The sequence below is a fragment of the Kitasatospora sp. NPDC018058 genome, assembly GCF_044327205.1.
Classification (GTDB): domain Bacteria; phylum Actinomycetota; class Actinomycetes; order Streptomycetales; family Streptomycetaceae; genus Kitasatospora.
In genome coordinates, this window is the sequence record NZ_JBIRFA010000008.1 from 286,274 (window position 1) to 307,328 (window position 21,055).

Below are 21,055 nucleotides of genomic sequence, written 5' to 3' on the forward strand. Positions count from 1 at the left end.
GAGTGAGGAGACAGAGTGGATTCGCCGCCGATCACCACTTCGCCTACGGAAGTCCAACTCATCGACGACAGCGAGGAGTTCCGTACCCTGCGGAGCTCGTTCCGGAGCTTCGCCTTCCCGGTCACCATCGGCTTCGTGCTCTGGTACCTGCTCTACGTCCTGCTCTCCTGCTACGCGCCCGGCTTGATGGGCGCCAAGGTCCTCGGGCACGTCAACGTGGCCCTGGTGCTCGGGCTGCTGCAGTTCGGCACCACCTTCGCCATCGCCGCCTGGTACGCCCGATACGCGGACCGGCGGATCGACCCACCCGCCGCCGCGATCCGCGAGGCCCACGGTGCCGTCGTCCACGCTCCCCGGGAGTCCGCCGAATGATCGTGCTCGCCAGCTCCGCCACCGAGCACCGCGGCCTGACCATGACCCTGTTCGGACTCTTCGTGGTGGCCACCCTGGTCATCACCGTCCGGGCCGGGCGGCAGAACCGCAGCGCCTCCGACTTCTACGCCGGCGGCCGCGGCTTCACCGGCTTCCAGAACGGTCTGGCCATCTCCGGCGACTACATGTCCGCCGCCTCCTTCCTCGGCATCGCCGGGCTGATCGCGCTCAACGGCTATGACGGCTTCCTCTACTCGATCGGCTTCCTGGTGGCCTGGCTGGTCGCGCTGCTGCTGATCGCCGAGCCGCTGCGCAACTCCGGCCGGTTCACCATGGCGGACGTGCTCGCGTTCCGGATGCGCCAGCGCCCGGTGCGCACCGCGGCCGGGGTTTCCACCATCGTGGTGTCGATCTTCTACCTGCTCGCCCAGATGGTCGGCGCCGGGGCGCTGGTGGCCCTGCTGCTGGGTGTCACCGGGGAGGGCGCCAAGCGCTGGACCATCCTCGCGGTGGGCGCGCTGATGATCGTCTACGTGGTGATAGGGGGCATGAAGGGCACCACGTGGGTGCAGATCGTCAAGGCGGTGCTGCTGATCGTCGGCGCCGCGCTGATGACCGTCCTGGTGCTCGCCAAGTACCACTTCAACCCCTCGGAGCTGCTCGGCGCGGCCGCCTCCGCGAGCGGCAAGGGCACGGCCTTCCTCGAACCCGGGCTGAAGTACGGGGCCAGCGACACCTCCAAGCTCGACTTCATCAGCCTGGGGATCGCGCTGGTGCTCGGCACCGCCGGTCTGCCGCACATCCTGGTCCGGTTCTACACCGTCCCCACCGCCAAGGCGGCCCGGAAGTCGGTGCTCTGGGCGATCGGCATCATCGGCGTCTTCTACCTGATGACCCTGGCGCTCGGCTTCGGCGCGGCGGCGCTGGTCGGCCGCAGCGGAATGGTGGCCGTCGAGGGCAAGACGCCGTCCGGGAACACCGCGGCGCCGCTGCTCGCCGAACAGCTCGGCGGCGGCTCCGGGACCACCGGTGGGGCGATCATGCTCGCGGTGATCTCGGCGGTGGCCTTCGCCACCATCCTCGCGGTGGTCGCCGGGCTCACCCTGGCCTCCTCGGCCTCCTTCGCCCATGACCTGTACGCCAACGTGATCCGGCGCGGGAAGGCCGGCGAGAAGGAGGAGGTGCTGTCGGCGAAGTGGGCCGCCGTCGGGATCGGCGCGGTCGCCATCGTGCTCAGCCTCTACGCGGGCAAGCTCAGCACCGCGGCCCTGGTCGCGCTGGCCTTCGCGGTGGCCGCTTCGGCGAACCTGCCGACCCTGCTCTACTCGCTGTTCTGGAAGCGCTTCACCACCACCGGCGCGGTCAGCTCGGTCTACGCGGGTCTGATCTCCTCGGTGGTGCTGGTGGTGTTCTCCCCGGTGCTGTCCGGGGGCAAGAACTCCCTCTTCCCGAACACCGACTTCCACTGGTTCCCGCTGGAGAACCCCGGCCTGGTCTCCATCCCGATCGGCTTCCTGGCCGGCTGGCTGGGCACCCTGCTGTCCAAGGAGCGACCCGACCCGGCGAAGTACGCTGAACTGGAGGTCCGCTCGCTCACCGGGCTGGGCGCCCACTGATCGTCCCGTGATGACTATGCTGGCCCGGCCCCCGCCGCGACGGTGGCCGGGCCGGCCGTATTTCGGGAAGGGACGCACGTGCTGCTCGACACCTTCGGACGACAGGCCGTCGACCTGCGGGTCTCCCTGACCGACCGGTGCAACCTCCGCTGCACCTACTGCATGCCGGAGGAAGGCCTGCAGTGGCTGGCCAAGCCCGATCTGCTGACCGACGAGGAGATCGTCCGGCTGGTCGGCCTGGCCGTACGGGACCTGGGCGTGCGCGAGGTCCGCTTCACCGGCGGCGAGCCGCTGCTGCGTCCCGGGCTGGTCGCCATCGTGGCCGCCTGCTCGGAGCTGGAGCCGCGCCCCGAGCTGTCGCTGACCACCAACGGCATCGGACTGGCCCGCACCGCGACGGCACTGCACGAGGCCGGGCTCGACCGGGTCAACGTCTCGCTGGACACCCTCGACCCCGAGGTGTTCCTCACGCTCACCCGCCGCCGTCGCCACCAGGACGTGCTGGACGGGCTGGCCGCGGCCGAGGCGGCCGGGCTGGCCCCGGTGAAGCTGAACGCGGTGCTGATGCGCGGGGTCAACGACCACGAGGCGGCCGACCTGCTGGCCTGGTGCCTGGAGCGGGGCTACGAGCTGCGCTTCATCGAGCAGATGCCGCTGGACGCCCAGCACGGCTGGGACCGTTCGTCGATGGTCACCGCGGCGGAGATCCTGGACCTGCTGGCCGCCCGCTTCACCCTCACCCCGGAGCCGTCCGCGGGCCGGGGCGCGGCGCCCGCCGAGCGCTGGTCGGTGGATGGCGGGCCGGGCCGGGTCGGCGTGATCGCCTCGGTCACCAGGCCGTTCTGCCGGGCCTGCGACCGGACCCGGCTGACCGCCGACGGGCAGGTGCGCAACTGCCTGTTCGCGACCGGGGAGACCGACCTGCGCACCGCGCTGCGCTCGGGGGCGGACGACGCGGAGCTGGCCGCGCTGTGGCGGGCGGCGATGTGGGGCAAGAAGGCCGGGGCCGGGATCGACGACCCGGAGTTCCACCAGCCCGAGCGGCCGATGTCGGCGATCGGGGGCTAAGGTACGTCCGACGATTCCCGCCGGGCGCGAATCGTCGGACACGCTCTAACCCGGCTGCTCGGTCCCGGGCCCCTCAGGGGTCTTGGGGTAGTCGGCGAAGGCGACGACCTCCTTGAGGAAGCCGCGCACGCCCAGGAACTGGGACAGGTGCTCGCGGTGCTCCTCGCAGGCCAGCCAGGTCTTGCGGCGGTCCGGGGTGTGCAGCTTGGGGTTGTTCCACACCAGCACCCAGTGAGCGTCCGCCCGGCAGCCCTTGGCGGAGCAGATCGGCGTCTGCGGCGTGTCCATCGGGGTCGTCCTCGGTGCTCGGCGGGTCGATCGTCGCCGTCAGTCTTTCACGTGGCCTCGGCCCGTCCGGATCCGGGCATGGCGACGCCGGGCAGCCACGGGGGGAGCCGCCCGGCGTCGGTCTGTCGCTCCGACGGGGGATGCGGAGCGCGTACGCAGTATGTCACGCCGAGACCCCCGGATGGGGAGGTCTTGCATGATTAATCTGAGCTTCTTTTGAGCTTTCACCGAGCCGATTCCGGCTCAACCCCCACGAATCGGGCGGTCAGTTCGCGTCCTGTGAAGTTTCGCTGCCGGGGGTCTTTGCATGTCCTGTACCAGTCGACGCACCAGCCCCACCCGTACCACCGGGGCCGAGCATCAGCGGGGTGTCGTGCGGGATGTCGAAGGCGCTCGGCAGACCCGGCGCCCGCTCCCGGCCCGCGTTGGCGATCAGCACCGCGAAGTACGGCAGCAGCACGCCGCCCGCCAGCGCGGCGAGGGCCAGCCACCGCTGGACGTCCCACAGCACCACCGCGAGCAGCACGCAGAGCGTGCGGATCAGCATCGAGATGACGTAACGGCGCTGACGCCCCCGGACGTCCTCGCTGAGGCTGCTGCGAGCCCCCGTGATCCGGTAGACGTGCCCGCCGTCGGCGCTCTTGCCCATGTGTCCTACCGCCCTCGTCCACGCACCCGCGCGCCGTGCCGCGCGGCCTCCTCACGGTACGCCCGGGCGCCGGGCACGACGAGACCGGGTGGGCGGGGCCCACCCGGTCGGGCGTGATAGGGGAGCCGTCCGGCCGCAGGTGGGTCTACAGGTGGGGTCTAGGAGCGGCGGGAGAGGTACTGCGGGGGGACGGCGTCGGTGAGCCAGACGCCGTTCTCGCTGAGCCGGAACTCGTGGCCGGCCGCCGCCATCGCGGCCGCGTTCACGGTCAGCACCACCGGGCGGCCGTGCCGGGCGCCGACCCGGGTCGCGGTCTCGGTGTCCGCCGACAGGTGCACGTCCTGGCGGGCCATCGGGCGCAGGCCCTCGCGGAAGATCGACGCCAGGTGGCGGTCGGCGGTGCCGTGGTACAGCACGTGGGGCGGCTCGGTGGCGGTCAGACCGAGGTCGACCGCCACCGTGTGGCCCTGGTTGGCGCGGATCGAGAGACCGTCCGGCGAGTAGCCGAACCGGCGCTTGTTGTTGGCGGCCACGACGTGGTCCAACTCGGCCCGGGTGACCGGTCTGCCCCTCGCCGCGAGGGCGGCGAGCAGGGCGTCGACCCGCACCCAGCCGGACCCGTCCAGCGTGACCCCCACCAGCCCCGGCTCGTGCCGCAGGATGCGCGACAGCATCTTGCTCGTCCTGACCAGCCGCTTCTCGTCCATCATGTCTCTCGTATCCCCCCGTTGGTCAGTGGCTATGAGGCCTGGCTGACCGAACTCATGTTGAAGTCCGCGACACGCACGGGTGGCATCGCGGTGCGGGTGAACCAGTCGTTCCACTCGCGGGGCAGGCAGTGGACCGTGCGGCCCACCTCGGTGATCCGGCCGAGCAGGTCGACCGGGGACTCGTTGAACCGGAAGTTGTTGACCGCGCCGACCACCTCGCCGTTCTCCACCAGGTACACGCCGTCCCGGGTGAGGCCGGTGAGCAGCAGTGTCGCCGGGTCCACCTCACGGATGTACCAGAGGCAGGTGAGCAGCAGGCCGCGCTCGGTGCGGGCGATCATCTCGTCCAGGGTCGGCGCGGACTCCTGGCCGGCCGTCTCCAGCACCAGGTTGTCGATCGCCGGGCGCAGCGGCAGGCCGGTGAGGCCGGCTGCGTGGCGGCTGGTGATCAGCTCGGCCAGCACGCCCTCGCGGATCCACTCGGTGGCGGTGATCGGCTCGCCGTTGTCGAAGACCGAGACGTCGCCGGCGCTGCGGTGCGCCAGCACGAACGGGACGGCTTCCAGGCCCTCCTCGTGCGGGTCGGAGCGCAGCGTCAGCGGCAGGCCGGCGAGCTTGTCGCCGATCCGGGTGCCGCCGCCGGGCTTGGAGAAGACGGTGCGGCCCTCGTGGGCGTCGCGGCCGCCGGAGGACCAGCTGAGGTAGACCATCAGGTCGGCCACGGCCGAGGGCGGCAGCAGAGTCTCGTACCGCCCGGCCGGCAGGTCGATCTTGCGGGCGCCCCAGCCGAGGCGCTTGGTCAGCTCGGTGTGCAGGGCCTCCACGTCGATGTCCTCGAAGTCCTGGGTGGCGGCGCCGACCCAGGCGGAGCCGGACAGGTCGGCGGTCTTGGCGTTGATCTCGACCGTGCCGGTGGCCTGGTCGTGGCGCAGCCGCAGGCCGGTGGAGCTGCCCAGGTAGCTGGTGGTGATCTCGTGCCGGGCGAAGCCGTACAGCAGCTCGCCCTGCGCGGCGGCGCGGGCGAAGGCCTCGCCGAGGGCCGGGCCGAAGGCGTCGAACACCTCGATCGAGGTCTCCGCGGGCGGCTGGGTGAAGTGCGGGGAAGGCGGCTGGTCGGCGACCAGCGGCTGGGCGTCCTCGGCCGGGCCGGCCGCGCGGGCGGCCGCCTCGGCGGCCCGGACCAGGTCCTCGACGTCCTCGGCGGTGACGGCCTCGCGGGAGACCACGCCGGAGGCGGTGCCCTCGGCGCCGGCCACGGTGGCGATCACGGTGAGGCTGCGGCTGCGGGTGACCCCGTTGGTGGTCAGCGCGCCTCCGGGTTTGTTTCCAGGGGCGGCCCAGCGCAGGTTGGCGGTGGACTCCTCGTCGGCGATCACCACGCAGCCGTCGGCGCGGGAGAGAGCGAGTGCCAGCTCGATGAGTTCGTGGGGCTGCGTCGCGGTCATCAGTGACCCGCCTCCTGCTGGGTGTTGAGCACGTTGACGTTGCGGAACAGCGCCGACGGGCAGCCGTGGCTGACCGCCGCGATCTGGCCGGGCTGCGCCTTGCCGCAGTTGAAGGCACCGCCGAGCACGTAGGTCTGCGGGCCGCCGACCGCCGCCATCGAGCCCCAGAAGTCGGTGGTGGTGGCCTGGTAGGCGAAGTCCTTGACCTGGCCGGCGAGTTCGCCGTTCTTGATGGCGTAGGCGCGTTGCCCCGTGAACTGGAAGTTGTACCTCTGCATGTCGATCGACCACGAACGATCGCCGACGATGTACAGGCCGTTCTCCACCCCGGCGAACAGGGCCTCGGTGTCCGGACCGTCGGCGGCGGGCCGGAGCGAGACGTTGGCCATCCGCTGCACCGGGACGTGCGCCGGGGAGTCCGCGAAGGCGCAGCCGTTGGAGCGCTCGAAGCCCTTCAACTTGGCCATGCTGCGGTCGAGTTGGTAGCCGACCAGGACCCCGTCCTTGATCAGGTCCCAGGACTGGGTGGCCACGCCCTCGTCGTCGTAGCCGATGGTGGACAGGCCGTGCTCGGCGGTGCGGTCGCCGGTGACGTGCATCAGCTCGGAGCCGTACTTGAGGGTGCCGAGCTGGTCGAAGGTGGCGAAGGAGGTGCCGGCGTAGGCGGCCTCGTAGCCGAGCGCGCGGTCCAGCTCGGTGGCGTGGCCGATCGACTCGTGGATGGTCAGCCAGAGGTTGGACGGGTCGATGACCAGGTCGTAGCGGCCCGCCTCGACGCTCGGGGCCTTCATCTTCTCGGCCAGCAGGACGGGCAGTTCGGCGATCTCCGCGTCCCAGTCCCACGCGCCGCCGGTCAGGCTCCGCCCATCGGGGGACGACCCCCGGACCCCCGTGAGGAATTCGTAGCCGAGGCCGACCGGCGGGGCCAGGGTGCGCATCGAGTCGAAGGCGCCGGTGCGCTCGTCGACCGAGGTGGCCTCCAGGTCGGAGTAGAGCCGGATCCGCTGCTGGGTCGTCATGGTGCCCGCGGTGTCCGCGTAGAACTTGTTCTCCTGGACGGTCAGCAGGGCCGCCCGGACGTGCGAGACGCCCTGGGCGGCCAGCAGTCGGGAGCTGCGTTCGGCGAGCAGGGCGGTCTTCTCCGCGTCCGACACCTCGAAGGGGTTGACCTCGTACGCGGAGACCCAGGTGACGTCCCGGTGGACGGGCTCGTCGGCCAGCTCGACCCGCTCGGTGGAGCCGGCCGCCCGGCTGATCCCGCTGGAGAGCCGGGCCACCGCGACGGCCCGGGCGGCGACCTCCGCAGCGGCCTCGGCAGTCAGGTCCACCCCCGCGGCGAAGCCCCACGAGCCGTCCAGCAGGACGCGGACGGCGAAGCCCAGCTGCACGCTGTCGGAGGTGCCCGCCGGACGGGCGTCGCGCAGCCGCCAGGAGGCGCTGCGGACCCGCTCCAGCCGGAAGTCGGCGTGGCTCGCGCCGAGCTCACGGGCCCGGGTGAGGGCGGCGTCGGCGAGGGTGCGCAGCGGGAGGGCGAGGAACAGCGGGTCGACGGCGCGTCCGTGCGGGGTGCCTGCGCTGTCGGCCGGAGGGATCGGAGGCAATCGGGCTCCCAGGTCGCGGAGGGTGACGGTGCGGGTGCCCACAGGGACGCCCGCACCGCATCATTTCCCGTCCACAGGGTTTCCGGCCAGCGCATTTCGCCCGGTGCGCCGAGGTTTCGGCCGGCGGCGTTCTTCGCTCGCCGCCGGGGCGGACCGTCAGGAGACGGAGTCCCACCAGCCGTCCAGCTCCGGCGGGTTGTCCACGTCGACCCGCTCGCCGGGGCGCGGCACGGCCAGCGGGACGGCCTGGGCCTTGGCCTCCTTGAGCAGCCGCTCGACCGGCTCGGCCCACGGGTGCAGGCCCAGGTTGAAGGTGCACCAGTGGACCGGCACCAGCAGCCCGGCCCTGAGGTCGCGGTGGGCGAGGACGGCGTCCTCGGGGGTCATGTGGATGTCGGCCCAGGCCGCGTCGTAGGCGCCGATCTGCACCAGGGCGGCGTCGAAGGGGCCGTGCTGCTCGCCGATCCGGCCGTAGCCCTCGAAGTAACCGGAGTCGCCGGTGTAGAACACCTTGCGGGTGGGGCCGGCGATCACCCAGGAGCCCCACAGGGTGGTGTTGCGGGTGAGGCCGCGGCCGGAGAAGTGGTGCGCGGAGGTGAGGGTGAGCACCAGCTCGCCCAGGGTGCAGGTCTCGTCCCAGTCCAGCTCGATGATCCGGTGCTCCGGCACGCCCCAGCGGCGCAGGTGGCCGCCGATGCCGAGCGGCACCGCGAAGGGCGCGGACTGGCTGCGCACCAGGCGCTTGACGGTCGCCATGTCGAGGTGGTCGTAGTGGTCGTGCGAGATCAGCACGACGTCGACCGGCGGCAGCTCCTCCAGCTCGACCGGCACCGGGTGCAGCCGCTTGGGGCCGACGTGCGCGGCGGGGGAGCAGCGGTCGCTCCAGATCGGGTCGAGCAGGACGCGGGAGCCCTCGATCTCCACCAGCGCGGAGGCGTGCCCGTACCAGGTGATCTCCACGCCCTCGGCGGCCGGGCCGGTCGCGGCTGCGGGGCGGACGGTGGGCACCGGGTGGGCGGGGACGCGGCCGGCCCGGTCGAACAGCATCCGGCGGACGGTCGCAGGGTCGACACCGGGGGCGTCGGCGGCGCGGGCGAGGGTCGAGGGCGCGTTGTGGAAGACACCGTCGCGGTACTGCGGGGAGTTGCGAACCCGCTCCTCGCGCTCGCCGTCCGGGCGGCGCCCGAACGCCGCGGGCAGGTCGCGCAGCGACCAGGCGGCCGCGCCCAGGCCCGCCGCCAGGGCGGTCAGGGCGAGCAGTCGTCCGCGTCGGTGGGTGCTCCCGGGCCGTGCCTTGGTCATGCGCCCTGCCTTCGTTCCTCGCCGGGACTGTTCGGGGAAGGGTACGGCCAATCCCGGGTCGGCCGACACCGAGGGGGCAACGGGTGCGTCGGTCCGTGTTGTTCCCGCGCGGTCACCCCGATCGCGGCGGGCGCTCCGGCCTGCGGGGACCCGACGACGGGCACCGGACGCTGCGGGTACGGATTGTCGGATTGCGACAGTTCCTCCGGTGCGGCGCTGTGGGAGCCCGATGCGCCCGCTCCGCCGACCGCCCGATAGCGTCACACTGCGTACGCAATCCGACGTACGTGCTCACACACGGAGAGAGGTGGATCGTTGAGCCGCTCGGTTCTCGTCACCGGAGGAAACCGGGGCATCGGCCTCGCGATCGCCCAGGCCTTCGCCGAAGCGGGCGACAAGGTGGCCATCACCAGCCGCTCGGGTGAGGTGCCCGAGGCCCTGGCGAAGTACGACGTCCTCGCGGTGCGCTGCGACATCACGGACGCCGCCCAGGTCGACGCCGCCTTCACCGAGATCGAGCAGAAGCACGGCGCGGTCGAGGTGCTGGTCGCCAACGCGGGCATCACCAACGACACCCTGCTGCTGCGGATGTCCGAGGAGGACTTCACGTCCGTCCTGGACACCAACCTGACCGGCGCCTTCCGGGTGGTCAAGCGCGCGTCGAAGCTGATGATGCGCGCCAAGAAGGGCCGCGTGGTGCTGATCTCCTCCGTGGTGGGCCTGTCCGGCTCGCCGGGCCAGGCCAACTACGCCGCCTCCAAGGCCGGCCTGGTCGGTTTCGCCCGGTCGCTGGCGCGCGAGCTCGGCCCGCGCAACATCACCGTCAACGTGGTGGCCCCCGGCTTCGTGGACACCGACATGACCGCGGTGCTCAGCGACGAGCGCCGTAAGGAGATCGTCTCCGGCGTGCCGCTGGGCCGCTACGCGGCGCCCGCCGAGGTCGCCTCCACCGTGCGGTTCCTCGGGTCGGACGAGGCCGCGTACATCACCGGAGCCGTCATTCCCGTCGACGGCGGATTGGGCATGGGTCACTGATCATGAGTGGAATCCTCGAAGGCAAGCGGATCCTGGTCACCGGCGTGCTGATGGAGTCCTCCATCGCATTCCACACCGCCAAGCTCGCGCAGGAGCAGGGCGCGGAGATCATCCTCACCGCCTTCCCGCGCCCGAGCCTGACCGAGCGGATCGCCAAGAAGCTGCCGAAGCCGGTCAAGGTGCTGTCGCTGGACGTCTCCAGCCCGGAGGACCTGGCGGGCATCGCGGACCAGGTCCGCGAGACCCTGCCGACCCTGGACGGCATCGTCCACTCGATCGGCTTCGCGCCGCAGGACGCGCTGGGCGGCAACTTCCTGGACACCCCGTGGGAGTCCGTGGCCACCGCGATGCACGTCTCGGCGTACTCGCTGAAGTCGCTGACCATGGCGCTGCTGCCGCTGATGCAGGACGGCGGCTCGGTGGTCGGCCTGACCTTCGACGCCCAGTTCGCCTGGCCGCAGTACGACTGGATGGGCCCGGCCAAGGCCGCCCTGGAGTCGACCAGCCGCTACCTGGCGCGCTACCTGGGCCCGCGGGACATCCGCTGCAACCTGGTCTCGGCCGGTCCGCTCGGCTCGATGGCCGCCAAGTCCATCCCGGGCTTCGGCGACCTGGCCGACACCTGGAACCACCGCTCCCCGCTGAAGTGGGACATGAGCGACCCGGAGCCGACCGGCCGCGCCGTCGTCGCGCTGCTGTCGGACTGGTTCCCGAAGACCACCGGCGAGATCATCCACGTCGACGGCGGTGTGCACGCCATCGGCGCCTGATCCGCTGAAACCGCCGCTGCCCGGTACCCCCTCCGCGGGGGTGCCGGGCAGCGGCGTTTCTGCAGGTCCTAGGCCTCGGTGGGCCCGCACGCGCCGATCGCGCGGCCGGCCTCGATCGAGGCGCGCGGGGCGTCGCCGGCCCGGATGGCGTCCAGGATGGTGTCGTGGCCGATGTAGCGCTCGGCGATCAGCTCGGGGCCGACGTCGTTGCGCAGGTGTGCGCGGGTGACCTCGCCGAGGTCGGCGTAGACGGCGAGCAGCACGTCGTTGTGGGCGGCGGCGACCACGGCCTGGTGGAAGGCGGCGTCGGCCTGGACGAAGTCCTCGGCGCCGCCGGAGTGCCAGGCGGCCTCACGGCGGCCGAGCGCGGCGTCCAGCAGCTCCAGGTCGCGCGCGGTGCGGCGGAGCGCGGCCAGGCCCGCCGCGGAGGTCTCCAGCGCCGTCCGCAGCTCGGCGACCTGGGCCTGGTCGGCGTCGGCGAAGCGGCGGTGCATCACCCCGGCCAGCTCGCTGGTGGCGAGCACGTAGGTGCCGGAGCCCTGCCGGATGTCGAGCAGCCCGTTGTGGGCGAGGGCGCGGACGGCCTCGCGGACGGTGTTGCGGGCCACCCCGAGCTGTTCGACCAGCGCGGCCTCGGTGGGGATGCGCGAGCCGACGGGCCACTCCCCGGAGGTGATCTGGGCGCGCAGCTGCGCGATCACCTGGTCGGACAGCGGCGTGCGCCTCGGCGATGACAGCGCCACGGGGACTCCTTGCGGCTACGGGGTGGGTGGGGCCCTGGGGGAAGTGGCCGGTTGATGAACGGTCGGCACATCATGCCAATTCCAAGGTGCATCAATTCATCCCATCATTCTATGATGGCGCCTATGCCTCCCGCAGCAGACACCACCGCCGCCTCCCCACGAACCGAGGCCCGGCCGCAGACCGAGCGGCCCTCCGGCTCCGCCGAGTACCTCGGCTTGCTGTTCGCCGTCGCGATCGCCGCCGCCGCCTTCAACCTGCGCCCCGTGGTCACCAGCCTCGGGCCGCTGCTCGACCAGGTCCGCGGCGATCTCGGGATGAACCCGACGCTCGCCGGACTGCTCACCGCCGTCCCCTCGCTGTGCTTCGCGCTGTTCGGCTTCGCCGCGCCCGCGGCGGCCCGCCGGATCGGCCCGATCGCGGTGGTCACGGCCGGGATGGGTGCGATCACCGCGGGCGTGCTGGCCCGCTCCTTCGCCGGCGGCACCGCGGTGTTCCTGCTGCTGACCGCGCTCGCCCTGGCCGGTGTGGCGGTCTCCAACGTGCTGCTGCCGGTGGTGATCAAGCGGTACTTCCCGGAGAAGGTCGGTCCGATGATCGGCCTGTACTCCATGGCGCTGTCCGCCGGCACCGCGCTGGCCGCAGCCGTCACCGTGCCGCTGACCAGTGCGCTCGGCGGCGACTGGCGCTACGGCCTGGGCGTCTGGGCCGCGCTGGGCGCGCTCGCCCTGGTGCTCTGGCTGCCGGTGCTGATCGCCAAGCGCGAGCGCGGCGAGCGCGCCGACGGCGCCGCGGCCCCCGCCAGGCTGCCGATCACCCGCAGCCGTACGGCCTGGGCGTTGGCCTGCTTCTTCGGGCTCCAGGCCACCGGCGCGTACGTGGTGATGGGCTGGCTGCCGAAGATCTTCCAGGACTCCGGCATCGACAAGGGCACCTCCGGGGTGCTGCTCGCGGTCACCATGGTGATCGGCGTGCCGGTCTCCTTCGTGCTGCCCAACCTGGCCGCCCGGCGCGGCGACCAGCGGCTGTTCGTGGTGGTGCTGGCCTCCTGCGGCATCGCCGGGTACGCCGGTCTGGCGCTCGCCCCGGCCGGGGCGCCGTGGGTCTGGTCCGTCCTGGTGGGCCTGTCCAACTGCGCCTTCCCGCTGGTGCTGACCATGATCGGGCTGCGCGCCCGGACCGCGGGCGGGGTGGCCCAGCTGTCCGCCTTCGCCCAGGGCGTCGGCTACCTGATCTCCATCCCGGGACCGATCCTGATCGGCCGGATCTACCAGGTCACCGGCGAGTGGTACTGGCCGCTGGGCTTCCTGGCGCTGCTGCTGGTGCCGCAGATGCTGTTCGGCCTGCGTGCCGCGCGGGCCCGGCACATCGAGGACGAGGCGGTCCACCCGGCCGAGAAGGTCAAGGCCTGACGGGGAAGGTCAAGGCTCGCCCAAGGCGGGAGGGCCGGGGACCGACGGGCGTGTTCGGGGTGGGAGAATTCCGGACATGCCCGTTCTCGACCCGAACCCCACCGACGGCCGCAAGCAGCTCGGCCGTATCGCCCTCGCCTTCGGTGCCATCGTGGTGCTGGTGGCGATCATCGCCACCGTCGCCGCCCAGATCGGCTGACCACCGCCCGTACCGCCGCCGTACCCCGGTGCCCGTTCATTCCGAGACGGCGGCCGGGTGGACGGGGCACGACGGCACCCGCCACCCCGGGGAGTGGCGGCGAGCGGGAGCGCCGCGCCCCCGGGCGGCTTTTCTGCCAAGCTTGCTGGGTATGAGCGCCGACACGCCCCGCAGGATCATCGTTCTCCGCCACGCCAAGGCCGACTGGCCGAACGGCGTGGACGACCATGAGCGGCCGCTGGCCGACCGGGGCCGCCACCAGGCCCCGGACGCCGGCCGCTGGATGGCCGACTCCGGGATCAACCCCGACTTCGTGCTCTGCTCCACCGCCCTGCGCACCCGCGAGACGTGGAAGCTGGCGGCACACGAACTGCCCAAGCGGACGCGCAAGACCGTGTACGAGGAGCGGATCTACGAGGCGAGCCCGGGCGAGATCATCGCCGTCCTCCATGAGACCCCGGAGGAGTACGTGGACGTGGTGCTGGTCGGCCACAACCCCGGGGTGCTGGGCCTGACCCAGGTGCTGGCCGGGGACGCGGGCGACCCCGACGCGCTGGACCGGCTGCGGCTGGGCGGCTTCCCGACGGCGGCGGTCGCGGTGCTCAGCTTCTCCGGCTCCTGGAAGGGCGTCGAGCCGGGCATGGCCGAGCTGGTCTCGTACCACACGCCGCAGGACTGACGGCCGGAACGTCGGCGAGGGGCGTGCGGATCGGATCCGCACGCCCCTCGCTCACGTCCGCAGGCCTCACTCGGTCGGGGTGCCGTCGTGCACGTCGGCGGCCTCGACCTCCTCACGGGTGATGCCCAGCAGGTAGAGCACGGTGTCCAGGAACGGCACGTTCACCGCGGTGTCGGCGGCCTCGCGCACCACCGGCTTGGCGTTGAAGGCCACCCCGAGCCCGGCCGCGTTCAGCATGTCCAGGTCGTTGGCGCCGTCGCCGATCGCCACCGTCTGCTCCAGCGGCACCTTCGCCTGCTCGGCGAAGCGGGCCAGCCAGCGGGCCTTGCCGGCCCGGTCCACGATCTCGCCGACCACCCGGCCGGTGAACTTCCCGTCCACCACCTCCAGGGTGTTGGCGGCCGCGAAGTCCAGCCCCAGCAGCTCCACCAGGTGGTCGGTGACCTGCGTGAACCCGCCGGAGACCACCGCGACCTGGAAGCCCAGCCGCTGCAGGGTACGGATCAGGGTGCGTGCGCCCGGGGTGAGCCGGACCTCCTCGCGGACCTTGTCGGTCACCGAGGCGTCCAGCCCCGCCAGCAGCGCCACCCGGGCGCGCAGCGACTCGGCGAAGTCCAGCTCGCCGCGCATCGCCGCCGCCGTCACCTCGGCGACCTGCTCCTCACAGCCCGCGTGGGCGGCGAACAGCTCGATCACCTCGTCCTGGATGAGCGTGGAGTCCACGTCCATCACCACCAGGCGCTTGGCGCGGCGCTCCAGTCCGGCCGCCACCACCGCGACGTCCACCCGCTGGGTGGCCGCCTCCTGGGCCAGCTCGGCCCGCAGCTCCTCGGTGGCGACACCGGAGACGGCCAGTTCGACCGCGGTCACCGGGTACTTGGCGAGTCGGAAGACACGGTCGATGTTGCCGCCGGCCGCGGTGATCCGGGAGGTCAGCGCGGAGACGGCGGAGGCGGTCAGCGGGTTGCCGAGCACCGTCACGTGCGAACGGCCCTCGCGGCGCGGCCGGTTGTCGCCGATTCCGGAGAGGATCTCGGCCTGCAGCTTCTGCTCGTCCGCCCAGCGGTGCACGGTGGCCCGCAGGCCGCCCTCGGCGCCGGGCGCGTGGGGCGGGGTGACCAGGGCGCACAGCGTGATGCGGCCACGGGTGACGACCTGCTCGATGTCGATCACGTCGACGCCGAAGCCGGCCAGGGTGGCGAAGAGGCCGGCGGTGATGCCGGGGCGGTCCTTGCCGAACACCTTGACGAGCAGGGTGCGCTCGTCCGCGGTCCGGGGCTGGGCGGCGGGGAGGGGCTCAGCGGCCAAGGGCGATGCGTTCATGGTGAGTCCCACGCTACCCGTCGGCCCTTGAGGGGCGGGTACCCGTCCCACCTCGCGGGACACGGGTGCGCCCGGGCTCCGGTAGCAGCCTGGTCACAGTCACCCGGGGTGACTTTCATCGGCGGTCGGCGGGCTGGAATGATTCCCCCCGTCAGTCAGAGGAACAGAGCACCCCCGGCCGGGGGCCACAATTCGGGGGAACCGAGAGAGCGGGGCAGGCGCGCAGTGCCGCAACTCGTCATTGAGATCAACGGACAGCAGCGGACTCTGGAGCCCGGGCGGTCCTACACCATCGGGCGCAACCCGCAGTCGGACTTCACGTTCGACGACGCCAGGGTCTCCTGGCAGCACGGGACCATGAGCTTCAACGGTAGCGGTTGGCTGCTGGACGACCACGGCAGCACCAACGGAACGTACGTGGCCGGAGCCCGCACCATGCAGGCCCCGCTGTTCCCCGGTGCCGTGGTCAACCTGGGCAACCCGGAGAACGGTCCCCGCCTCGCCTTCTCGGCACCCGTGGTCGCGGCCGCCCCGCAGCCGTCCCCGGTGCACGACGCCGCCACCGCCCGCGGCCCCGTCCCGACGCCCCACCAGCCCGGGCCGCAGCAGGCCTGGCCGGGGCAGGACCCGTACCAGCAGCAGGCCTGGCCGGGCCAGCAGCAGCCGCCGCAGCCGTTCGTGCCGCAGCAGCAGGCGCCGCAGTACACGCCGCAGCCCCAGCCGCCGCAGCACGACGGCTTCCCGCAGCAGCAGGGCTTCCAGGCCCCGCCGCAGCACGGCGGTGGCGCCCCGCAGCCCACGATGATCCGCAACCTGACGGCCGCCATGCGCACCGTCAGGATCGGCCGTGCGCTGGACAACGACGTCGTGGTGTCCGACCTCCAGGTCTCCCGTCACCACGCCGAGCTGCGCCAGCTGCCGGACGGCCGCTACGAGATCATCGACCTCGGCAGCCACAACGGCATCTTCCTCAACGGCCAGCGGGTGCAGCGTCAGCTGATGGGCCCGCAGGACCGGCTGACCGTCGGCCACTCCGGTTTCGTCCTGGTCGGCGACCAGCTGCAGGAGTTCGTCGACACCGGCGCGGTCTCCTTCTCCGCCCGCCATCTGACCGTCGAGGTCGAGCACAAGGGCGGCAAGAAGGTCCTGCTCAACGACGTCAGCTTCGGCCTCCCGGAGAAGTCCCTGGTCGCGGTCATCGGCCCGTCCGGCTCCGGCAAGTCGACCCTGCTGCGCGCCCTCACCGGCTACCGCCCGGCCGACCGCGGCGAGGTGCTGTACGACGGCCGCAACCTCTACAAGCAGTTCGCCGAACTGCGCTCCCGCATCGGCCTGGTGCCGCAGTCGGAGATCCTGCACCGCGAGCTCACCGTTCGAAAGGGCCTCAAGTACGCGGCCCGGCTGCGCTTCCCCGGTGACACCGAGGCGAAGGAGCGCGACGCCCGGATCGACGAGGTGCTGTACGAGCTGCGCCTGGACAAGCGCGCCGACAACAAGATCACCGCGCTCTCCGGTGGTCAGCAGAAGCGCGTCTCGGTCGCCCTGGAGCTGCTCACCAAGCCCTCGCTGATCTTCCTGGACGAGCCCACCTCCGGCCTCGACCCGGGCATGGACCGCGAGGTCATGCAGATGCTGCGCGGTCTGGCCGACGACGGCCGCACGATCCTGGTCGTCACCCACTCGGTGGCCGAACTGGCGCTCTGCGACCGGCTGCTGGTGATGGCGCCGGGCGGTTCGGTGGCCTACTTCGGCCCGCCGGACGAGGCGCTGCACTTCTTCGGGTACGAGACCTGGGCGGACGTCTTCCAGGCCTTCGAGAACTACCCGGACCACGACTGGGCCGGCCGCTACCGCGGTTCGGTGCACTACCAGCAGTACTCCGCCCCGACCGTCGACGCGGGCGAGGTGCAGCACGTCCAGGTCGCCCAGGAGGCCGTCCGCCCGCCCAAGCCGCAGAGCTGGGGCTCGCAGCTGTGGACCCTGATGCGCCGCTACATGTCGGTGCTCGCCTCGGACCGCGGCTTCCTGGCGCTTTCGGTGCTGCTGCCCGCGGTCATCGGCGTGGTCAGCGTGCTGATGCCGAACGAGCCCGGGCTGGCACCGAACCCGAAGAGTCCGGCGGGGCTCAACTCCGGAGCCGGGCCGATCATCATGATCATGGCGATCGGCGCCTGCTTCTCCGGTGCGGCCAACTCAGTCCGCGAATTGATCAAGGAACGGGCGATCTACGAGCGAGAACGGGCCACCGGCCTCTCCCGCTCGGCGTACATGATGTCCAAGGTCATCGTGCTGGGCTTCTTCAGCGTGATCCAGGGCGCGATCATCTCCGCCGTCGGCTACCTGCCGCGCAAGCTGCCCGAGCACGGCGGCCTGCTGGTGAAGAACCTGCCGATCATCGAGATGACCGGCGGCATGATCCTGCTCAGCTTCGCCGCGATGATGTTCGGCCTGATGATCTCCGCGCTGGTCAAGACCGCCGAGAAGACCATGCCGCTGCTGGTCATGTTCGCGATCGTCCAGGTCGTCTTCACCGGCTGCCTCTTCCAGATCTTCGGCAAGCCCGGCCTGGAGCAGGTCGGCTGGCTGATGCCCGCCCGCTGGGGCACCGGCATGGTGGCCACCACGCTCGACCTGTCGCACCTCCTGGGCCCCTGGAACAAGGACTTCCAGCACCCGAACTACGACCCGCTGTGGAAGCACAGCGTCGCCCAGTGGTCGATCGATGCGGGCGTGCTGGTCGTGATGTCGATCATCATCGGCGTCATCGTGACGAGGCTTCAGCGTCGGCACGAGCCGGAGGTCATGCAGAAGGGCTGACGCCCTTGGCCACTGCTCGGATGAGGGGCGGCTCTCCCACGGGGGAGAGCCGCCCCTCATTTGTTCCGGGCCCATCGGCCCTGTTCCGGGCCCATCGGCCTAGGTCCGCGGACCTGCGTCCCGCGCGGCCGCGGACGGACGCGGGGGCGGTCGGCCCGGCGGTAGGTTGGCGGTATGCCCAGCGCGTACAGCGACCACCGGTCCTCGGCCGCTCCCCTTCCCGATGGCCGGATACCGGTCGGCCGTCTGCACGACGGCCTGCTGCCGGCCTGTGATCCGTGTCTGGCCGGCATCGAGGCCGTCAGCCAGGCGCTGCTCGCGATGAGCCGGCACCTGGAGGTCCGCGAGGTGCTGCGCCGGATCACGGCCTCCGCCCGGGACCTGCTCGGCGCCGAGTACGCGGCCCTGGGCGTGCCGGACGACCACGGCGGCTTCGCCCAGTTCGTCGTCGACGGCATCACCGACGAGCAGTGGCGGGCGATCGGCCCGCTGCCCCGCCAGCACGGCGTGCTCGCCGAACTGCTGCACGAGACCGGCCCCACCCGCCTCGCCGACGTCCGCAGGGCCCCCGCCTTCGAGGGCTGGCCGGCCGCCCACCCCGAGATGGACGCCTTCCTCGGCATGCCCGTCCTGGACAGCGAGGCCGCCGAGGACGAGCCCCGGGTGATGGGCGTCATCTTCCTCGCCAACAAGCGCGGCGGCGGCCTGTTCACCGACCACGACGAGGAACTGCTGCGGATCCTCGCCGCCCACGCCGCCCTCGCCCTCTCCAACGCCCGCCTGTACGAACGCAGCCGCGAACTCACCCTGGCCGGCGAGCGCGCCCGGATCGCCCACGACCTGCACGACGCCGTCTCGCAGAAGCTCTTCTCGCTGCGCCTGACCGCCAAGGCCGCCGCCAAGCTCGTCGACCGCGACCCGGCCCGCGCCCGGGCCGAACTCGCCGAGGTCGCCCGGCTCGCCGCCGAGGCCGCCGACGAACTGCGCGCCGTCGTGGTCGAACTGCGCCCCGCCGCCTTGGAGGAGGACGGGCTGAGCGCCACCCTCGCCTCCCAGGTCCAGGTCCTCGACCGGGCCCACACCGCCGACGTCGCCTTCGCCGCCGACGGCGTGCGCGCGCTCCCGCCCGCGCAGGAGGCCGCGCTGCTGCGGGTCGCCCAGGAGGCGCTGCACAACGCGCTGCGCCACTCCGGCGCCGGCCGCGTCACCGTCACCCTGCTCGGGACGCCCTCGCGGGGCGCCGTCCTGCAGGTCCGGGACGACGGGCGCGGCTTCGACCCGGAGTCGGTCCGCCGGGCCGGCAAGCACCTCGGCCTGGCGTCGATGCGCGACCGCGCCGCCGCCGTGGGCGGCACGCTGACCCTGGAATCCGCCCCCGGCAAGGGGACGCTCGTCGAGATGGAGGTCCCCGGTGCCTGAGAGCACGCCGTCGATCCGCGTCCTGCTGGTCGACGACCACCAGGTGGTCCGCCGCGGGCTGCGCACGTTCCTGGAGGTCCAGGACGACATCGAGGTGGTCGGGGAGGCCGCCGACGGGGCCGAGGGCGTCGACCGCGCCCGCGAACTCGACCCGGACGTCGTCCTGATGGACCTCAAGATGCCCGGTGTCGACGGCATCGAGGCGCTGCGCACGCTCAAGGACGAGGGCAGCCGCGCCCGGATCCTGATCGTCACCAGCTTCACCGAGCACCGCACGATGGTCCCCGCGCTGCGGGCCGGCGCGGCCGGGTACGTCTACAAGGACGTGGACCCGGAGGCGCTGGCCGGCGCGATCCGTTCCGTACACGCCGGCCACGTGCTGCTCCAGCCCGAACTGGCCGAGGCGCTGCTCTCCGACGAGGGCCCGCGCGCCCCGCAGGGCCGCGGCGGCACCCTCACCGAACGCGAGCGCGAGGTGCTCGGCCACATCGCCGACGGCCGCTCCAACCGGGAGATCGCCCGCAGCCTGCACCTGTCGGAGAAGACGGTGAAGACCCACGTCTCCAACATCCTGATGAAGCTGGACCTCTCCGACCGGACCCAGGCCGCGCTCTGGGCCGTCCGGAACGGTGAGACGCGCGCCTGAGGCGTGTCCGGTGATTCCCGCCGCGCGCTGATCCGACGCGAATGGTCAGACCCGCCCTAACGGTCCTCGCGCTCGTCCACCAGGGCGTTGTAGGCGGCCACCTGGGCCCGACGGGCGGTGCGCCGCAGCGGCGCCAGGACGGACTGGCGGGCCGCCATCTCGGAGGCGCTGACGGCCGCGCCGTGGCCGCCCGAGGCGATCGACAGCAGCGCGGACACCTGCCGGGCCGACTCCAGGACCCGTACCGCCCGCGGCGGGTAGCCGGGGGCGAGCGGCTCGGTGTGGTCGCGGCGGCGGTAGGCCTCCAGGGCGCGCAGCGCCTGCGGTCCGGCGCCGGCCACGTCGAGCCGGGTGAGCAGGACGGTCGCCTCGCGCAGCCCGTCCGCGAGCTCGCGCTCGGCCTCGTGCAGTGAGGGCACGTCGGCCGGCACGGCGTCGTTGACCTCGGAGCAGCGCCACAGCACGGTGGCGGAGCGGTCCCCCTCCGGGCCGTACACCGTGATCTCCGGCACCAGGCCGAGCGGCACCCCCACCGCGAGCACCGCCTCGCCGGCCGCCATGGCCCGCTCGTTGAAGGCCGCCGGGCCGGTCAGCCCCAGCGGGTGCCCGGCCGAGGGCAGCGCCAGGCGCAGGCCCTTCACCCCGAGCACCCGCAGCCGTCCCAGCGCCCAGGTCAGCCCGTGCTGCTCGCCCGGCTCGTCCCCGGGCAGCCCGGTCACCCGGTGACTCTCGTCGGCGCCGAGCACGGCCGCGGCGGCGTTGTCGGGCGGCACCAGGCCGCTGAGCAGGGCGTTGCCCCAGGCGGTCAGGCGCCCCGAACGGGGTTCTTCGTACGGATTGTCGGCGGGAGTCGCGAGCATCCGGCCAGCCTACGGAATCGGCGGTCATCCGCGTGGCGTAGGTTTGCCCCTGCGTGTGCGGCGCACCCACCCCGTGCCCACCGGCTGCCGGAGTAGGCTCGCC

At 72.4% G+C, this 21,055-nt stretch carries 20 protein-coding genes; 11 read left to right on the forward strand and 9 right to left on the reverse strand.

The features are described 5' to 3' along the window. Window positions 1-15: 15 nt before the first annotated feature. The 3 genes from ACH4E7_RS14350 (at window position 16) to moaA (ending at window position 3,056) form a co-directional block, all read left to right on the forward strand. Entirely contained in the window at window positions 16-372 is a 357-nt protein-coding gene (locus ACH4E7_RS14350) for a DUF485 domain-containing protein (protein ID WP_396249345.1), read from the forward strand. Then, the gene (locus ACH4E7_RS14355) at window positions 369-1,988 is read left to right on the forward strand and encodes a cation acetate symporter (RefSeq protein WP_396249346.1); all 1,620 of its coding nucleotides are present in this window, start codon (window positions 369-371) and stop codon (window positions 1,986-1,988) included. Before ACH4E7_RS14350 ends, ACH4E7_RS14355 begins: the two co-directional genes overlap by 4 nt. A 78-nt stretch (window positions 1,989-2,066) precedes the next feature. Then, complete coding sequence (gene moaA, locus ACH4E7_RS14360) at window positions 2,067-3,056, forward strand: GTP 3',8-cyclase MoaA (protein WP_396249347.1); 990 nt, start codon at window positions 2,067-2,069, stop codon at window positions 3,054-3,056. Window positions 3,057-3,101: 45 nt separating this feature from the next. Here moaA and ACH4E7_RS14365 read toward each other — a convergent pair whose 3' ends face one another. From ACH4E7_RS14365 to ACH4E7_RS14390, 6 genes are all read right to left on the reverse strand, one after another. Then, window positions 3,102-3,344, reverse strand: coding sequence for a hypothetical protein (locus ACH4E7_RS14365; protein ID WP_396249348.1), 243 nt, complete (start codon window positions 3,342-3,344; stop codon window positions 3,102-3,104). 265 nt (window positions 3,345-3,609) lie between these two features. After that, window positions 3,610-3,993 (reverse strand): DUF3099 domain-containing protein, encoded by a 384-nt coding sequence (locus tag ACH4E7_RS14370; protein ID WP_396249349.1) that lies wholly within the window; start codon window positions 3,991-3,993, stop codon window positions 3,610-3,612. 158 nt (window positions 3,994-4,151) lie between these two features. Beyond that, window positions 4,152-4,700, reverse strand: a complete 549-nt coding sequence (locus ACH4E7_RS14375; RefSeq protein WP_396249383.1) for an RNA 2'-phosphotransferase — start codon at window positions 4,698-4,700, stop codon at window positions 4,152-4,154. Between the two features lie 32 nt (window positions 4,701-4,732). Next, complete coding sequence (locus ACH4E7_RS14380) at window positions 4,733-6,148, reverse strand: metallopeptidase TldD-related protein (RefSeq protein ID WP_396249350.1); 1,416 nt, start codon at window positions 6,146-6,148, stop codon at window positions 4,733-4,735. After that, window positions 6,148-7,740 carry a TldD/PmbA family protein gene (locus tag ACH4E7_RS14385; RefSeq protein ID WP_396249384.1) on the reverse strand — a complete coding sequence of 531 codons (1,593 nt, stop codon included), beginning with the start codon at window positions 7,738-7,740 and terminating at the stop codon, window positions 6,148-6,150. The genes ACH4E7_RS14380 and ACH4E7_RS14385 overlap by 1 nt, the downstream gene beginning before the upstream one ends. A gap of 165 nt (window positions 7,741-7,905) precedes the next feature. Further along, the gene (locus ACH4E7_RS14390) at window positions 7,906-9,051 is read right to left on the reverse strand and encodes an MBL fold metallo-hydrolase (protein WP_396249351.1); all 1,146 of its coding nucleotides are present in this window, start codon (window positions 9,049-9,051) and stop codon (window positions 7,906-7,908) included. Between the two features lie 315 nt (window positions 9,052-9,366). Here ACH4E7_RS14390 and fabG point away from each other — a divergent pair, with 315 nt between their 5' ends. After that, window positions 9,367-10,086: a 3-oxoacyl-[acyl-carrier-protein] reductase gene (gene fabG / locus ACH4E7_RS14395; RefSeq protein ID WP_396249352.1), complete on the forward strand. Its 720-nt coding sequence runs from the start codon at window positions 9,367-9,369 to the stop codon at window positions 10,084-10,086. 2 nt (window positions 10,087-10,088) lie between these two features. After that, window positions 10,089-10,856 carry an enoyl-ACP reductase FabI gene (gene fabI / locus ACH4E7_RS14400; protein ID WP_396249353.1) on the forward strand — a complete coding sequence of 256 codons (768 nt, stop codon included), beginning with the start codon at window positions 10,089-10,091 and terminating at the stop codon, window positions 10,854-10,856. Window positions 10,857-10,924: 68 nt separating this feature from the next. Here the strand turns inward: fabI and ACH4E7_RS14405 are convergent, their stop codons facing one another. After that, on the reverse strand, window positions 10,925-11,599 hold the full coding sequence (locus ACH4E7_RS14405) for a FadR/GntR family transcriptional regulator (RefSeq protein ID WP_396249354.1): 675 nt from the start codon (window positions 11,597-11,599) through the stop codon (window positions 10,925-10,927). A gap of 123 nt (window positions 11,600-11,722) precedes the next feature. Here ACH4E7_RS14405 and ACH4E7_RS14410 point away from each other — a divergent pair, with 123 nt between their 5' ends. The 3 genes from ACH4E7_RS14410 to ACH4E7_RS14420 all read left to right on the forward strand — a co-directional run bounded on the left by ACH4E7_RS14410 (window position 11,723) and on the right by ACH4E7_RS14420 (window position 13,887). Then, entirely contained in the window at window positions 11,723-13,009 is a 1,287-nt protein-coding gene (locus tag ACH4E7_RS14410) for a CynX/NimT family MFS transporter (protein ID WP_396249355.1), read from the forward strand. Between the two features lie 76 nt (window positions 13,010-13,085). Beyond that, window positions 13,086-13,208, forward strand: a complete 123-nt coding sequence (locus tag ACH4E7_RS14415; RefSeq protein ID WP_355676768.1) for an SGM_5486 family transporter-associated protein — start codon at window positions 13,086-13,088, stop codon at window positions 13,206-13,208. 151 nt (window positions 13,209-13,359) lie between these two features. Further along, window positions 13,360-13,887 (forward strand): SixA phosphatase family protein, encoded by a 528-nt coding sequence (locus tag ACH4E7_RS14420; protein ID WP_396249356.1) that lies wholly within the window; start codon window positions 13,360-13,362, stop codon window positions 13,885-13,887. Between the two features lie 66 nt (window positions 13,888-13,953). Here ACH4E7_RS14420 and serB read toward each other — a convergent pair whose 3' ends face one another. Beyond that, the gene (gene serB / locus ACH4E7_RS14425) at window positions 13,954-15,210 is read right to left on the reverse strand and encodes a phosphoserine phosphatase SerB (protein WP_396249357.1); all 1,257 of its coding nucleotides are present in this window, start codon (window positions 15,208-15,210) and stop codon (window positions 13,954-13,956) included. A 225-nt stretch (window positions 15,211-15,435) separates the two neighbouring features. Here serB and ACH4E7_RS14430 point away from each other — a divergent pair, with 225 nt between their 5' ends. The 3 genes from ACH4E7_RS14430 (at window position 15,436) to ACH4E7_RS14440 (ending at window position 20,092) form a co-directional block, all read left to right on the forward strand. Next, on the forward strand, window positions 15,436-18,027 hold the full coding sequence (locus tag ACH4E7_RS14430; RefSeq protein ID WP_396249358.1) for an FHA domain-containing protein: 2,592 nt from the start codon (window positions 15,436-15,438) through the stop codon (window positions 18,025-18,027). 321 nt (window positions 18,028-18,348) lie between these two features. Further along, window positions 18,349-19,446, forward strand: a complete 1,098-nt coding sequence (locus ACH4E7_RS14435) for a GAF domain-containing sensor histidine kinase (RefSeq protein ID WP_396249385.1) — start codon at window positions 18,349-18,351, stop codon at window positions 19,444-19,446. Then, window positions 19,439-20,092 (forward strand): response regulator, encoded by a 654-nt coding sequence (locus ACH4E7_RS14440; RefSeq protein ID WP_396249359.1) that lies wholly within the window; start codon window positions 19,439-19,441, stop codon window positions 20,090-20,092. The genes ACH4E7_RS14435 and ACH4E7_RS14440 overlap by 8 nt, the downstream gene beginning before the upstream one ends. Window positions 20,093-20,148: 56 nt before the next feature. Here ACH4E7_RS14440 and ACH4E7_RS14445 read toward each other — a convergent pair whose 3' ends face one another. Continuing rightward, on the reverse strand, window positions 20,149-20,952 hold the full coding sequence (locus tag ACH4E7_RS14445; RefSeq protein ID WP_396249360.1) for a hypothetical protein: 804 nt from the start codon (window positions 20,950-20,952) through the stop codon (window positions 20,149-20,151). Window positions 20,953-21,055: the final 103 nt, after the last annotated feature.